Genomic DNA, 13,272 nt, shown 5'->3' with positions numbered 1-13,272 from the left:
GTCCTCAAAGCCGATCAGGCAACGCCCCGGCCTCCGGTCACACCATAGACCTCGCCATTGATGAAGCTGCCATCCTGCGAAGCCAGCAGCACATAGACCGGTGCCAGTTCCACAGGCTGGCCTGGACGGCCAAAATCGCTGTCCTTACCGAAATTCCTGACCTTTTCGTCCGGCTGCCCGCCGCTTGGCTGCAAAACCGTCCAGAAGGGACCAGGCGCGACGACATTTGCCCGCACGCCTTTTTCGATAAGCTGTTTGGCGAGCGCTTTCGTATAGGCAACGATGCCGGCTTTCGTAGTGGCATAATCAAGAAGAATGGGAGACGGCTCATAGGCCTGTATAGATGCGGTGGTAATCACCGACGATCCGGGCTCTAGATAAGGAACGGCGGCCTGCGCAATCCAGTGCAGCGCGTAGAGATTGGTCTTCATCGTGCGGTCGAAATCTTCAGTCGACAACTCGGCGATACCCTCGCGATATTGTTGTCTTGCGGCATTGATCACCAGAATATCGAGGCCGTTGAGATCACCTACCGCTTTTTCAACCAGTTCGCGGCACCATGCCTCATCGGTAATATCTCCGGGTAAGGCGACCGCCACGCGGCCTTCCGCTTCGATAAGTGCTACCACCTCTTCGGCGTCCGATTCTTCCTCCGGCAGATAGGATATCGCGATATCTGCACCTTCTCGCGCAAAGGCAATTGCCACGGCGCGACCGATGCCGGAATCACCGCCGGTTATGAGCGCCTTGCGCGCGGCAAGCTTGCCGCTGCCGCGATAGGTCTTTTCACCATGATCAGGGAAAGGCATCATGTTCGTGACCAGCCCCGGCATTTCCTGAGTCGGCGTTGAAAAGGGCGGGCGCGGATACTGGTTGCGCGGGTCCTGCGGCTCAAGGCGGTCTGTCATTGGTTTCTCCCAGAGATAGAATTCCATCCTTGGTGCGTCTCATGACCAGCGAATTCATCATCGGAAGGTCAGGGCTGTCGTCTTCCGCCGGCTGCGGCGGTGGCGACACGGACGCACCACACACAATCCTAACGATCTGCGTTCGCTCTCGTTCCATTGGCGTAGGAGAATGGAATTACGACGGCATCACGCCGCCGCACTCCTCTTTCAGACGGAATGTTTCTTCCGCTTGCCGGTACTTGCCGCCGCGGCAGGAGCCACATCCGGCCTGCCGAAGAGATAACCCTGCGCCTGCGCGCAACCTTCATCGACAACCATGCGATATTGCGCGTCGGTTTCGATACCCTCCGCCGTCACTGGCAGATCGAGGCTGCGACCGAGGCCGATCACCGCGCGCACGATGGCGCGGGCATTATCATCCTCGCTCATGGCGGCGATGAAGCTGCGGTCGATCTTGATCTTGTCGAAGGGGAAGCTCTGCAAGTTGCTGAGCGAGGAATAACCGGTGCCGAAATCATCCATGACGATGGCCACACCCAGCGCCTTCAACTGGTTGAGGATGATCAGCGTCGCCTTGCGGTCCTTCAGCAACGCGGCTTCGGTGATCTCGAGTTCCAGCCGGTTCGGCGAAAGGCCGGACTGCATGAGAACCGTGCAGACGACATGGCCGAGATTTGCGAGCGAAAACTGCAAGGGTGAAACATTGACTGCGATTTTCAAGTGCGGCGCCCAGGTGCTCGCCTGGCGGCAGGCCTCGCGCAGCACCCATTCGCCGAGCGAGATGATGATCCCGCTTTCCTCTGCAATCGGAATGAAGACATCCGGAGGTACGACACCCCTTGTCGGATGCTGCCAGCGTACCAGCGCCTCATAACCGACGACCTGACCACATTCGACGGAAAGGACAGGTTGATAGTTCAACACCAATTCGTTGCGGTTGATGGCGAGCCGCAGATCCGTTTCGAGCTGGCGGCGCTCGCGGGCCTCCTGATCCATCAGGGGATCATAGAAGGACAATATTCCGCGCCCACCCATCTTGGCGCGGTAAAGCGCCAGATCAGCGGCGTGCAAGATGCTTTCGTTGCTGTTGCCATCCCGCGGAAAGACGGCGATACCGATGCTGACGCCGACAGCGGTCGGGTCGTTGGCCGCATTCATTTTCAACCCGAACATGGCAAGGATTGTCTCGGCAAGCAGACGTGCCTCCTCCGATTTGGTGTGCCGGGCAGTCAGGATAACGAATTCATCGCCGCCGAGACGGGCGACGATATCTCCCGGCCTTGCGCATTCATCGAGGATGGTCGCAACTTTTTTCAGCACCCGGTCGCCCTCGGCATGGCCGAAAATGTCGTTGACCGCCTTGAACCGGTCGAGATCGAGCGCCAGCAAGGCAAACTCATCCTCCGCGTCGCAATGTTCGATCTGCTGGTGCAGCCGCGTCTGGAACATGGTGCGGTTCGAAAGGCCGGTCAGCACATCGTGGCGGGCCAGATATTCGATCTCCCTTTGCGCCTCCCGCTTTTCCGTCAGGTCGCGGATGGCCAGCACTTCGCAAGGATGGCCGCGATACTCGATGGTGCGCACGGCAAGCTCGAACACCTGCGGCCGGTCGGTGCGTTCGCGGATTGCCTCAACCGGCGCCAGGCGCGGCAGATAGGTGGGCTGTCCGTCCATGGCCTTGAAGAGATCATCGGGATTTTTACCCATCAGCGATGCCTCATCGCTGCCGACAAGCCCGGCAAAACGGGTGTTCAGCTCAACAATGCGACCATCACGGACCACGGCAAGACCATCCAGCGTCGCATCCACAAGCCCCTTGAGATCGACAAGGTAACGGTCAACGAGAGCGGCGGTGGCAGTCGCCGCGAGGACCAGGAAAGTCACGCCCGAAACGGCAGCAATCATGATTACTCTGGCGAGATTGTCGGGATCCGGGCCAGCGACGGACGGATCCGGCGACAGGATCGTGGCCGACATGGCGGTGAAATGCAAAGCGCAGATTGCCAAGATCGAACATCCAGCCGGAATGACGATGCGTTTCCATGCGGCGGAACGAAGGAACAGGAAAAAGGCCAGCAGAAAAAATACCCAGGCAACGGCAAAGCCACCCAAAACGGGGCCCCAGCGATAGCTGATCGTAGCGGCCACATCCATGCCCGCCATTCCGACGAAATGCATGACGGCAACCGAAAGGGTAACCAGCGTTCCGACGATAACGGGACTGTAGCTCGCCTGCGAGCGCGCCCTGAGCGCCAGCCAGAACCCCAGAACGGCCAGAACCGCCGACAGCGCCGTGAACTGGAAATCAAAGCCGATCGGGACTGAACCCTTATAAGCAAGCATGGCAACGAAATGCGTGGCCCAGACGCTGAGCCCCGCTGCAAAGGCGGCAACCAGCACCCAATAAGGCTTGCGGCCAGCCGGGCTTTCTTCCGCACGCAACAACAAATGGAAAAAAGCATGCATGCCAAGCAGGCAAATAACCGCTGCAAGCAGTACGATCGCATGATCGTGTTGTACCGCAACGCATTCCAGAACCGTGAACATGATGCACTCTCCCAGCCTCGAGAACCGCCCACGATCGCACTATGGAGTTGGTTTATTTATAAATCTCTAATGCAACTTTGGATAATTGATCGATCTCATCGACAAAGAGCCAGGAGACGCCGGGGCCGACGCGCCAGCCCATCAAGCTCTTGCGACCGGCCCGATAAACGCCAAGAGAAAAAGCCTTTATTTCCAACTTCGAAAATCGTTCCCGGCACAACCGAAAGGTGCTGGACCATCAGCAAAACGCTCCTGCAGACGCGCGCAGCCCCACTCGTTGAGCGCCGCGGGCATCATGTTGTTGAGGTCCATGCCCGGAGAGTTGAATTGCGAAGGTGCGCTGGTGACGTACCACAGCCAGTACCCCAAGGTTGCAACGACGATAAAGGCGACAATTGCAACGAACATTGCCAGCCGTCGCGCAAGGCTTGGGGCCTTTGTCACCGCCGCGCCGGGGGCGGATACGCCCTCCTGCCCACGGTTCGCAAGCACCGGTTCGAGCGAGGCAAGTGCTTCCGCTCTTTCCTGTTCCGATAGGTCAATTCGCTCCAGCTGATCGTCAAGCAGAACAGGCAGCGGGGTTTCATCGTGCCAGACCGCCAGTGCGACATCGTGTTTGCCGGTGTGGCCGACGACGACCGGGATTCGCCCTCTCTCCAGGTAGGTAAAGGATTGCCTCTTCGTCTTCCCTTCCCTGACCGTATCGGCATAGGTCACGAAGAGACGGCTGCGTTTTTCGGCGACCGCCGTCAGCGCCACCGGAATAACAGTCAATGGCGCCGGGTGCCGCAGACGCAGACGAGCCCGCAAGGTGCGGATAAGTGTAAGCAGCAGTGCGAAACAGCCGAAACCGAGCAGGGCAACGAACACGCCCAGGGTTATGATCCGGTTCCAGAGCATATCGAGGCCAAGTGAAATCGTTGCAAGTTCGGGATTCTTCGCCGAAATGACCAGACCGGTTTCATAGTCACCTGTATGGAAATCGACGAACATGACCTCGACATCCTTCTTGTAGCTCACACCGCCATGGTCGTAGGAAAGCTCCGCTTCGCAATTCGTGAAGATCGCCTTGCGGGTCTTGCAACTGCCGTTGATATCGCCGCTTTCGATCTCCAGCGGGTCGCGGCTGATCTGATAGTCGCGCAACACACCCGGGCCTTCGGCCACGAGCAGGACGACTGTAATCACCAGCAGCACGGGAATGGAGAAATAATAGGCCGCCGGTACCGAAATGACACCGCGCTTCAAACTGAGCGGCCTTGCGGGAAGTTTTATTTGTGGGAAGCTCATGGTGCCAACGCATTTAGTGGAATGTGAGCGAGCGGGGTTTGGGAATCCCGCTCTGGGAAAGGGTCGATCGCTGCACGGTCTAACCCGCTGGAGCCATCGCGAAAACCCCAAGAATTCAAGGATGGGGGCGTAATAGTTCGCACGGCGGCCCTGTCTTAATTGGCCAGCAAGCAGTCGGGGGACCCAAAAAAAACGGGCGGTAAATTCACCGCCCGTCACATGTTTTTCGTCTAGTGGTTTGCAGTCACTGCTTCGTCACGTTTTCCAGTCGTGTCGTCTGACTGGGGTGACCGACATAATCCTTGACGCGCGACGTCAAAACGATCGGCTCGTATCTCTCGAAGAGAGGCAGAACCGCTGGCTTCTGCGCGACGAACATTTCCTGCATCTGGGTGTAGATTTCCCCACGTTTCTTGGCATCGGGCTCAAGGGAAGCCTTTGCGGTCAGAGCCGTCAGTTCCGGAATGTCCCAGGCAGAGCGCCAGACGAAATTGCCGGCATTGTTGGCAGCAAGCGAGTTGTCGGGGTTACTGGAGAACTGCTCCATCGAGCCAAGGACGTTGGGCATATAGGCGCCCGTCTGCGGAATGAGCAGATCGAAGTCCCGCGCACGGTGAGCGGCAATCACGTCCGAACCGTTACCCTGCTGAATGTTCACCTTGATACCGACCTGGCTGAGCGATGCCTGGATGGCCGTAGCAAGATCGATGCGCGGCGTTTGGGCAATCGTCTTCAGATTAAGCGTGAAGCCATTCTCATAACCGGCTTCCTTCAGAAGAGATTTCGCTTTCTCGACATCAAGCTTCCAGTCGGGGCTTGGAATGGCATATTCGAAATTCTCCGGAACCGGCACCGTGCGCGCCCTGCCATAGGGGCCCATGATGGTCTTTTCCATTCCCTTGTAGTCGATGCCGTAAGCAATCGCTTCGCGAACCTTGGGGTTGGAAAGAGGCTCCTTGCCGGCATTCATGGACAGGACGTAGAAACCACCCGTCGGCACGCGCTGGATCTGAAAACCTTCCTTGTTGTTGAAGGTCGCAAGGTCGGATGCCGTCAGCGCGCTGGCAATGTCGATGTCGCCTCGCTCCAGCATCAGGCGCTCCACCTGACTTTCCGGTACATGCCGCACGATCACGCGGCGCATTTTCGGGCTGCCGGCTACATAGTCCTTGTTGGCCTCAAGAATGATGATTTCGTTCGGCGACCACCGGTTGAGGGTGAAGGGGCCTGAACCGGCGGAATTTGTTCTGAGCCACGCATTGCCCCAGTCGCCATCAACTTCATGGGACTTGAGTTCCTTGCTGTCGACGACGCTGGCAATGACCATCGCCAGACGATAGAGCAGTAGTTCGGAGGTCGTTTGCCCTGACAGTTCGATGCGGACCGTCTTTTCGTCCGGGGCGCTCACCAGCTTGTCGACATTTTCCGCGTTGTAACCAACGCGCTTGAGGTTGGCGGCCGCCGCCTGATTCATCTTCAAAAGGCGGCTGAACGAATAAACCACATCTGCGGAGGTAACGGGATTGCCCGAGGCAAAGTTGGCGGCGCGAAGATGAAACGTGATACCCTTGTCATCTGTCTCCCAGCGCTCTGCCAGCTGCGGCGAAACCTTTCCCGAGCCATCGACCGAGATCAGCCGATCGTAAAGATTGGCCATAATTTCGTTGGCTTTCGCTTCGGTAGCCTGATGGGGGTCTAGCGACAGCACCTGGGCAAGCGATGTCCCGACGACGAGCTGGTCGTTGGGGGTCTTGGCCGCCACCGGCGACGCCTGCACCAGCATGGCTCCCAGAACGGTGGTGAATGCGAGACGGATCATTGATTTTTTCATACCTGCTCCTCCTACAGATCGGTAATTGCAAGCCGGCAGCGCCACGTGCGCCAACCGGCCTGAAACAGTCAAAGATGGTTGTTGTTGAGCGCCTCGATGAGCGCGGCGATGTAGCCGTAGCAAAACGCAAAGGCGACACCGACGGGATCGCGGCCCGCAATCGTCGGCACATGATCTGGCATGATCATGTAACGGTAGCCGAGTTCATGGTAGAGCTTCAGCGAACGGACCATGTCCATGTCACCCTCGTCGGGAAACGTTTCCATGAACGACAGCTTGCCGCCGCTGATGTTGCGGAAATGGACATTGAATATCTTGTCGCGGCTGCCGAACCAGCGGATGATCTCGTCGATCTCCTCGCGCGGATTGTCGAGCATCTCGCCGATCGATCCCTGGCAGAAATTCAGGCCGTGATAAGGGCTTTCCCGCATCTGCACGAATTTCTTCAGGCCCTCGACGGTACCGAGCACCCGGGTGACACCCTTGTAGCCGGGCGGGGTGTAGGGGTCATGCGGATGGCAGGCGAGCCGCACCTTGTTGCTTTCGGCAACCGGCACCACGCGTTCGAGGAAATAGTCGATGCGTTCCCAGTTTTCGTCCTCGGATAGAACACCGGCAAGGCCCGGAGCCGCGTCATGGTCCGCCTTGTCCCATCGCCAGGCTTCATTGAGCGAACCACCGCGCCCACGCTCCATTTCAGTGCGCGGGATGCCGATGAGATTGAGGTTGTATTTCGCCGCCGGGATGCCGGCCCTGGCGATATCCTCAATCATTCTGCAGACGGCATCGATCTGCCGGTCGCGTTCTGGCCCGGCAAGCAGGATATCGGGAAACGATGCCTGTTCGATCGGCCTTGATGGCAACGGCAATTGCACCATGTCGAGCACGAGGCCAAAGCTCTCGACCTTGTCACGGTGGCGCTCAAAATCCTCAAAGGTCCAGCTTGCGGGTGCACCAGGCGGATCGGCGTTGATATTCTTGACGCCAAGCTGCGCCCAAACCTTGAAATCCTCGTCATCGCGCGCTGTCACCTGGGTGCCGACATACATCGATTCTCTCCTCACTCCATGCTAGTCATCATATGACATCGCATGAAATAAGATGAGTGTCGAGATGCTATTGCGCCTCGGAAAGCAACCTGTATCGACGCTGGCTCGCAAGCATATGATCGCGCATGGCTTTCCGCGCGGCATCCGGATCCTGCTCTACGATGGCGCGCAGGATTGCCTCATGCTCGGCCTGCACTTTGCGCAGATAATCCGCGTCGCCCGTCTCCGGCAGGGTGGGAAACTGACCGCGCGGTATCGAGCGTGACCCGAACTGGCGCAGTGCCTCGAGATAGAACCGGTTGTTGGTCGCTATCGCAATGGCCGTGTGAAACTCGTAATCGGCACTGACGGTGCTTTCGCCCGCATCGATGGCTCGGCCCATTTTCCGATGGGCGGCCGAAATCGCCGCTTCCTGCTGGGCTGTGCGGCGATAGGCGGCAATTGCCGCTGCCTCGCCTTCGGTTGCGAGCCGAAACTCAAGCATTTCCAGCGTTTCCGCAATTGTGCCAACTTCGGATTGCGTCAGCTTCACACCCGCCCACTCGCTGACATTGCTGACGAACACGCCCTTGCCGTGGATGGGAATGACATAGCCGGAAGAGCGCAGATCCGCGATCGCCTCGCGAACCACTGTGCGGCTCACGCCGTAGGTACGCTCAAGCTGCGGTTCCGTGGGAAGCTGATCGCCGTTCTTCAGTTTTCCACTGCGAATTTCTGCACTGAGATTATCGATGATCTGTTGTGCCCGCCGCTCCCGCGGCTTTTCCCTATCGCCCATCATGCCACTCTTCCCTCTTGCAGAAAACGAATCCCTTCGTTACTCATATGATGACGTGGCGTTACGTCATATGTTTTCATGTTAGCTCAGGGAGGAGTTGGGATGAAGTACCATCAAAAGTTTTTGCAGGGTAGAATTGCTCGTCTGCGGCGAGCCGTTCAAAAAGTGGCATCGCTGACAGCGTTTTCTCGTGGAAGTGCGATTTGCGATGACTGAAATTTCATTGCGCGGGCTTGGACATCGCTTCCTGCAACTTGTCGTCAGCCTCTTCATCCTGCTCTGCATCACCTTCATCATTGGCCGGGTGATGCCGACCGATCCGGTCGGGGCAATCGTCGGTGAGCTTGCAGATCCCAAGGCCTATGAAGCCATGCGGGCTCGGCTTGGGCTTGATCTCCCTCTCTACCAGCAGTTTTTCATCTATCTCCGCGGGCTGCTGCACGGCGATTTCGGTATAGCTATCCTGACCGGAAACCCGGTAACGCGGGACCTGGCGCAGGCCTTCCCGGCGACGCTTGAGCTTGCAACGCTGGCAATCATCATCTCCACCGTCATCGGCGTCCCGCTCGGTCTCGCCGCGGCCCTGTTTCGCGACACGTTCATCGACAAGTTCGCACGTGTCTTTGCGCTGGTGGGGCATTCGATACCCGTATTCTGGTTCGGTATCGTCGGGCTCGTGATTTTTTATGCGAATCTCAACCTTGTCGCCGGGCCCGGTCGCGTGGACGTCTTTTACGAAGGCCTCGTGGAGCCGAGAACAGGGCTGATGCTGGTCGACACTCTTCTCGCAGGTGAGACAGAGATTTTCTGGAATGCGCTCGCGCATATCATGCTGCCGGCGATCATCCTTGCCTATATGGCAATGGCCTACATTACCCGCATGACCCGCGCCTTCACCCTCGAACAACTCAGCCAGGATTATGTGATCGCGGCGCGTGCGAAAGGCGTCAGCCCGGCGCGCACCGTAACCCGCCATGTACTGCCGAATATCGCGGTTCAGCTGATCACCGTTCTCGCCATCTCCTATGGCAACCTGCTGGAAGGCGCCGTTGTGACCGAAATCGTCTTTTCCTGGCCCGGCATCGGACAATACATGACGAATGCACTGCTTATCGGTGACATGAATGCGATCCTCGCAGCCACGATCGTCATCGGCTTCATCTTCATGATGCTCAACTTCCTCGCAGACGTGGCCTACACCACGCTTGACCCGCGGACACGGGAGGTCGCTCGATGACCGATATAACTCAGAACACTCCCGTGCGGAGCCGCAGCACATTGTCTCGGATATCCACAACGACGGCGCGGACGCTGCGGAAGCTTGGCGACGAGCCGCTTGGAATGTTCGGCTTTGCCATTCTCGCCATTCTGGTCGTGGTTGCCATTTTCGCTCCCCTGATTGCGCCATATGATCCGGTGCGCCAGGTGCTCGAAAATGCGCTTCAGCCTCCCAGCTGGGCGCATCTGGCGGGAACCGACGAATTTGGCCGAGACATTTTCAGCCGCCTCGTCTATGGCACCCGCATCACGATCCAGACCGTTTTGTCGGTCTCGATCATCGTCGGCCCTATCGGCCTTGCAATCGGTGTCATGGCCGGTTTCTTCGGCGGCAGAACCGACGCCATTCTGATGCGCGCGACTGATATTGTCCTTTCCTTCCCTTCGCTCGTTCTGGCACTTGCCTTTGCTGCTGCAATGGGAGCCGGTCTCGGCACCGCAATCATCGCGATCTCGCTGACCGCCTGGCCGCCCATCGCACGCCTGGCGCGTGCCGAAGCGCTGGTCGTGCGCAACACCGACTATGTTGCGGCCGCACGCCTCTATGGGGCCTCGCCGATGCGCATCCTGTTTCTTTATATCGCGCCGATGTGCATTCCTTCGGTCATCGTCAGACTGACATTGAATATGGCCGGTATCATCCTGACGGCCGCCTCGCTTGGCTTCCTCGGTCTTGGCGCGCAGCCGCCGCTTCCCGAATGGGGGGCGATGATTTCCAGCGGCCGTAAATTCATGCTCGATTACTGGTGGGTCGCCGTCATGCCCGGCATCGCGATCCTTTTGACGAGCCTTGCCTTCAACATCGCTGGCGATACGCTGCGCGACCTACTGGATCCGCGTCATGCCCGTTCCTGATAGCTCTCCCATTCTTTCGGTCCGCGATCTTAACGTTCGCTTTGGCCGCAACGCCATCCCCGCCGTCTCCAATGTCAACTTCGACGTCGGACGCGAGCGTGTCGGTATCGTCGGCGAATCCGGGTCCGGAAAGTCCACGACCGGCCGTGCCGCCATGCGCCTTCTGCCCAAGAGTGCCACGGTGACGGCAGAACGGATGGATTTCCTCTCCGAACCCCTGCTTGAAAAATCCGAGCGCCAGATGGGTGCGATCCGCGGCAGCGAGATGGCGCTCATCATGCAGGATCCGCGTTATTCCCTCAATCCGGTCCTGCCGATCGGAAAGCAGGTGGCGGAAGCGGCCGAGCTGCATCTGGCCCTCAAGGGCAAGGCCGCCAGAAATGCCGCGCGCGACATGCTGCTGCGCGTGCGCATAAACGATCCTGACCGCGTGATGGGGCTTTATCCCCACCAGATTTCAGGCGGCATGGGACAGCGCGTGATGATCGCCATGATGCTGCTTGCCAAACCCAAGCTGGTCATCGCCGACGAACCGACCTCAGCACTCGATGTCAGCGTCCGCAAGGATGTCCTTCTGCTTCTGGACGAGATGGTGCGCGAAAACAATTCGGGCCTCATCCTCATCAGTCACGATATCCGCATGGTCGCGGCCTTTTGCGAACGCGTGCTGGTCATGTATGGCGGACGCGTCGTGGAGACGCTTTCCAAGCTCGAAGATGCGCAACACCCCTATACACGGGGCCTGATCGCGGCCATGCCCGATCCCCGCAATCCGGTCCGGCGCCTCAAGGTGCTGGATCGCCAGGCAATCGATGCGGAGGTGATGCGATGATCACGGTAGACAAGCTTGATGTAGTCTACGGCACGAAGGAAAACCGCAATCACGTCGTGCGTGACGTCAGCTTTCGGGTCAATCGAGGCGAGACACTCGGCATCGTTGGCGAAAGCGGTTGCGGCAAGTCGACATTGCTGCGATCGCTTGCCGGCCTGGAATCCGGCTGGACCGGATCGATCTCTTTCGAAGGCAAGCCTGTGGGCAAAGTGCGTAGCCGCGACGAGCTGAAGCTGGCGCAGATGGTGTTCCAGGACCCCTATGGTTCCCTGCACCCACGCCACCGCATCGGCCGGGCTCTTGCCGAACCGATCCGCTCCATGGGGCTTGGTGACGGCTGGTCGAAGGTTCCGGCCGCGCTGCAGCAGGTTGGCCTGCCCGCGCATTTTGCCGAGCGCTTCCCGCATGAATTGTCCGGAGGCCAGCGTCAGCGTGTTGCAATCGCCCGCGCGCTTATCCTCGAGCCGCCGATCCTGCTTCTCGACGAGCCGACATCCGCTCTCGACGTCTCCATTCAGGCGGAAATCCTGAACCTGCTGGCCGATCAGCGCGACGAGCAGAACCTCACCTTCGTTCTCGTCAGCCACGACCTGTCGGTTATAGCCCATATGTGCGACCGCGTTCTGGTCATGCAGAATGGTGTTTTTGTCGATGAGTTGACCAAGGCCGATCTTGAAGCGGGCATCACCCACGCGGCCTATTCAGGCGAACTCTTCGAGAGCAGCTTCCTTTGAAAACCGTCATGGGGTGAGCCATTGGAACAGCTGGACTGCGAGGTTTTCCCTAGCAGTCCAGTATCTGATCAGGCCGTCGGCCCGCGCGAAAGGCAGATGGCCCCGTGATCAGTTCAGCCGTGCTCCGTCTTCACTCGAAAACAGATGGACGCAGTTAAGCGTCGGCGAGACCATGATGCTGTCGCCGACTGCCTGCCCTATGCGTTCCCGAAAGACGCCGAGCACCTTGGTATCGCCGAGTTTCATGGTGACCTGCGTTTCCGATCCTAATGGTTCAACCAGCATTATCTCGGCAGGCACGCCGCCGGCATCAAGCAGGAAGTGTTCCGGGCGGATGCCGTAAACGGCCTGTTTGCCGGCAAAGCCGGCCGCGGAAACTGGCAAGGGCAACACGATACCTGCGGTTTCAAAACCTCTTTCAGTTATCGCGCCGGTCAGGAAGTTCATCGATGGCGAACCGATGAAGCCCGCAACGAACTGATTTGCCGGGCGGTCGTAAAGTTCGAGCGGCGTGCCGATCTGCTCGACCCTGCCGCCATTGAGAACCACGACCCTGTCGGCCATCGTCATCGCCTCGACCTGGTCGTGCGTCACATAGATCGTGGTGGTCTTCAGCTTCTGGTGCAGCGCCTTGATCTCGCCGCGCATGACGACGCGCAACTTCGCATCAAGGTTTGACAGGGGCTCATCGAACAGGAACACCTGCGGATTGCGAACAATGGCCCGGCCCATCGCAACGCGCTGGCGCTGGCCGCCGGAGAGCTGGCGCGGATAACGGTCGAGCAGCTGCGCAAGGCCAAGAATATCCGCTGCCCAGTTCACCTTTTCAGCAATTTCCTGCTTGCTCGAGCCGCGGTGCTCCAGCGAAAAGCCCATATTGCTGGCCACCGTCATATGCGGATATAGGGCATAAGACTGGAACACCATGGCAATATCGCGGTCCTTGGGATCGAGATCGTTGACAACCCGTTCTCCGATCCTGAGCTCTCCGCCGGTAATCGTTTCGAGACCGGCTATCATCCGCAGCAGGGTCGACTTGCCGCAGCCGGAAGGCCCGACAAGCACAACAAACTCGCCGTCCTTAATGGCGAGATCGATGCCGTGAATGGTTTTCACCGCGCCATAGCTTTTGCGGATGTCGGAGAGAGTAACGTCAGCCATCAATCGGTT

At 58.6% G+C, this 13,272-nt stretch carries 11 protein-coding genes; 4 read left to right on the top strand and 7 right to left on the bottom strand.

The features are described from left to right. Positions 1-14: 14 nt before the first annotated feature. The 6 genes from ACQZ45_RS15010 to ACQZ45_RS14985 form a co-directional block, all read right to left on the bottom strand. Positions 15-908 carry an SDR family oxidoreductase gene (locus tag ACQZ45_RS15010; protein WP_448742332.1) on the bottom strand — a complete coding sequence of 298 codons (894 nt, stop codon included), beginning with the start codon at positions 906-908 and terminating at the stop codon, positions 15-17. A gap of 207 nt (positions 909-1,115) precedes the next feature. Next, on the bottom strand, positions 1,116-3,455 hold the full coding sequence (locus ACQZ45_RS15005; RefSeq protein ID WP_111789932.1) for a bifunctional diguanylate cyclase/phosphodiesterase: 2,340 nt from the start codon (positions 3,453-3,455) through the stop codon (positions 1,116-1,118). 186 nt (positions 3,456-3,641) lie between these two features. Further along, positions 3,642-4,745: a hypothetical protein gene (locus tag ACQZ45_RS15000; protein ID WP_448742331.1), complete on the bottom strand. Its 1,104-nt coding sequence runs from the start codon at positions 4,743-4,745 to the stop codon at positions 3,642-3,644. Between the two features lie 244 nt (positions 4,746-4,989). Next, positions 4,990-6,528, bottom strand: a complete 1,539-nt coding sequence (locus ACQZ45_RS14995; RefSeq protein WP_370953851.1) for an ABC transporter substrate-binding protein — start codon at positions 6,526-6,528, stop codon at positions 4,990-4,992. A 116-nt stretch (positions 6,529-6,644) separates the two neighbouring features. Then, positions 6,645-7,625, bottom strand: coding sequence for a mannonate dehydratase (locus tag ACQZ45_RS14990; protein ID WP_013761138.1), 981 nt, complete (start codon positions 7,623-7,625; stop codon positions 6,645-6,647). Positions 7,626-7,692: 67 nt separating this feature from the next. Continuing rightward, the gene (locus tag ACQZ45_RS14985) at positions 7,693-8,406 is read right to left on the bottom strand and encodes a FadR/GntR family transcriptional regulator (protein WP_004431172.1); all 714 of its coding nucleotides are present in this window, start codon (positions 8,404-8,406) and stop codon (positions 7,693-7,695) included. A 205-nt stretch (positions 8,407-8,611) separates the two neighbouring features. Between ACQZ45_RS14985 and ACQZ45_RS14980 the strand changes: the two genes are divergently transcribed. The 4 genes from ACQZ45_RS14980 to ACQZ45_RS14965 are packed head-to-tail and all read left to right on the top strand — an operon-like array spanning position 8,612 to position 12,102. Further along, on the top strand, positions 8,612-9,640 hold the full coding sequence (locus tag ACQZ45_RS14980; RefSeq protein ID WP_004431168.1) for an ABC transporter permease: 1,029 nt from the start codon (positions 8,612-8,614) through the stop codon (positions 9,638-9,640). Next, positions 9,637-10,536, top strand: a complete 900-nt coding sequence (locus tag ACQZ45_RS14975; RefSeq protein WP_448742330.1) for an ABC transporter permease — start codon at positions 9,637-9,639, stop codon at positions 10,534-10,536. Before ACQZ45_RS14980 ends, ACQZ45_RS14975 begins: the two co-directional genes overlap by 4 nt. Next, on the top strand, positions 10,523-11,368 hold the full coding sequence (locus ACQZ45_RS14970; protein WP_025594967.1) for an ABC transporter ATP-binding protein: 846 nt from the start codon (positions 10,523-10,525) through the stop codon (positions 11,366-11,368). The genes ACQZ45_RS14975 and ACQZ45_RS14970 overlap by 14 nt, the downstream gene beginning before the upstream one ends. Further along, positions 11,365-12,102, top strand: a complete 738-nt coding sequence (locus ACQZ45_RS14965; RefSeq protein ID WP_025594968.1) for an ABC transporter ATP-binding protein — start codon at positions 11,365-11,367, stop codon at positions 12,100-12,102. Before ACQZ45_RS14970 ends, ACQZ45_RS14965 begins: the two co-directional genes overlap by 4 nt. Positions 12,103-12,210: 108 nt before the next feature. Here ACQZ45_RS14965 and ACQZ45_RS14960 read toward each other — a convergent pair whose 3' ends face one another. Beyond that, positions 12,211-13,263, bottom strand: coding sequence for an ABC transporter ATP-binding protein (locus ACQZ45_RS14960; protein WP_448742329.1), 1,053 nt, complete (start codon positions 13,261-13,263; stop codon positions 12,211-12,213). Positions 13,264-13,272: the final 9 nt, after the last annotated feature.

It is taken from the genome of Agrobacterium sp. 16-2014-1-2a, from assembly GCF_053522705.1.
This window is presented reverse-complemented; position numbering and strand designations above follow the sequence as displayed.

Bases quoted from the DNA above. Each gene is read 5' to 3' on its own strand.
- ACQZ45_RS15010 (WP_448742332.1), bottom strand. From the start codon at position 908: ATGACAGACCGCCTTGAGCCGCAGGACCCGCGCAACCAGTATCCGCGC.
- ACQZ45_RS15005 (WP_111789932.1), bottom strand. From the start codon at position 3,455: ATGTTCACGGTTCTGGAATGCGTTGCGGTACAACACGATCATGCGATC.
- ACQZ45_RS15000 (WP_448742331.1), bottom strand. From the start codon at position 4,745: ATGAGCTTCCCACAAATAAAACTTCCCGCAAGGCCGCTCAGTTTGAAG.
- ACQZ45_RS14995 (WP_370953851.1), bottom strand. From the start codon at position 6,528: ATGCTGGTGCAGGCGTCGCCGGTGGCGGCCAAGACCCCCAACGACCAG.
- ACQZ45_RS14990 (WP_013761138.1), bottom strand. From the start codon at position 7,625: ATGTATGTCGGCACCCAGGTGACAGCGCGCGATGACGAGGATTTCAAG.
- ACQZ45_RS14985 (WP_004431172.1), bottom strand. From the start codon at position 8,406: ATGATGGGCGATAGGGAAAAGCCGCGGGAGCGGCGGGCACAACAGATC.
- ACQZ45_RS14980 (WP_004431168.1), top strand. From the start codon at position 8,612: ATGACTGAAATTTCATTGCGCGGGCTTGGACATCGCTTCCTGCAACTT.
- ACQZ45_RS14975 (WP_448742330.1), top strand. From the start codon at position 9,637: ATGACCGATATAACTCAGAACACTCCCGTGCGGAGCCGCAGCACATTG.
- ACQZ45_RS14970 (WP_025594967.1), top strand. From the start codon at position 10,523: ATGCCCGTTCCTGATAGCTCTCCCATTCTTTCGGTCCGCGATCTTAAC.
- ACQZ45_RS14965 (WP_025594968.1), top strand. From the start codon at position 11,365: ATGATCACGGTAGACAAGCTTGATGTAGTCTACGGCACGAAGGAAAAC.
- ACQZ45_RS14960 (WP_448742329.1), bottom strand. From the start codon at position 13,263: ATGGCTGACGTTACTCTCTCCGACATCCGCAAAAGCTATGGCGCGGTG.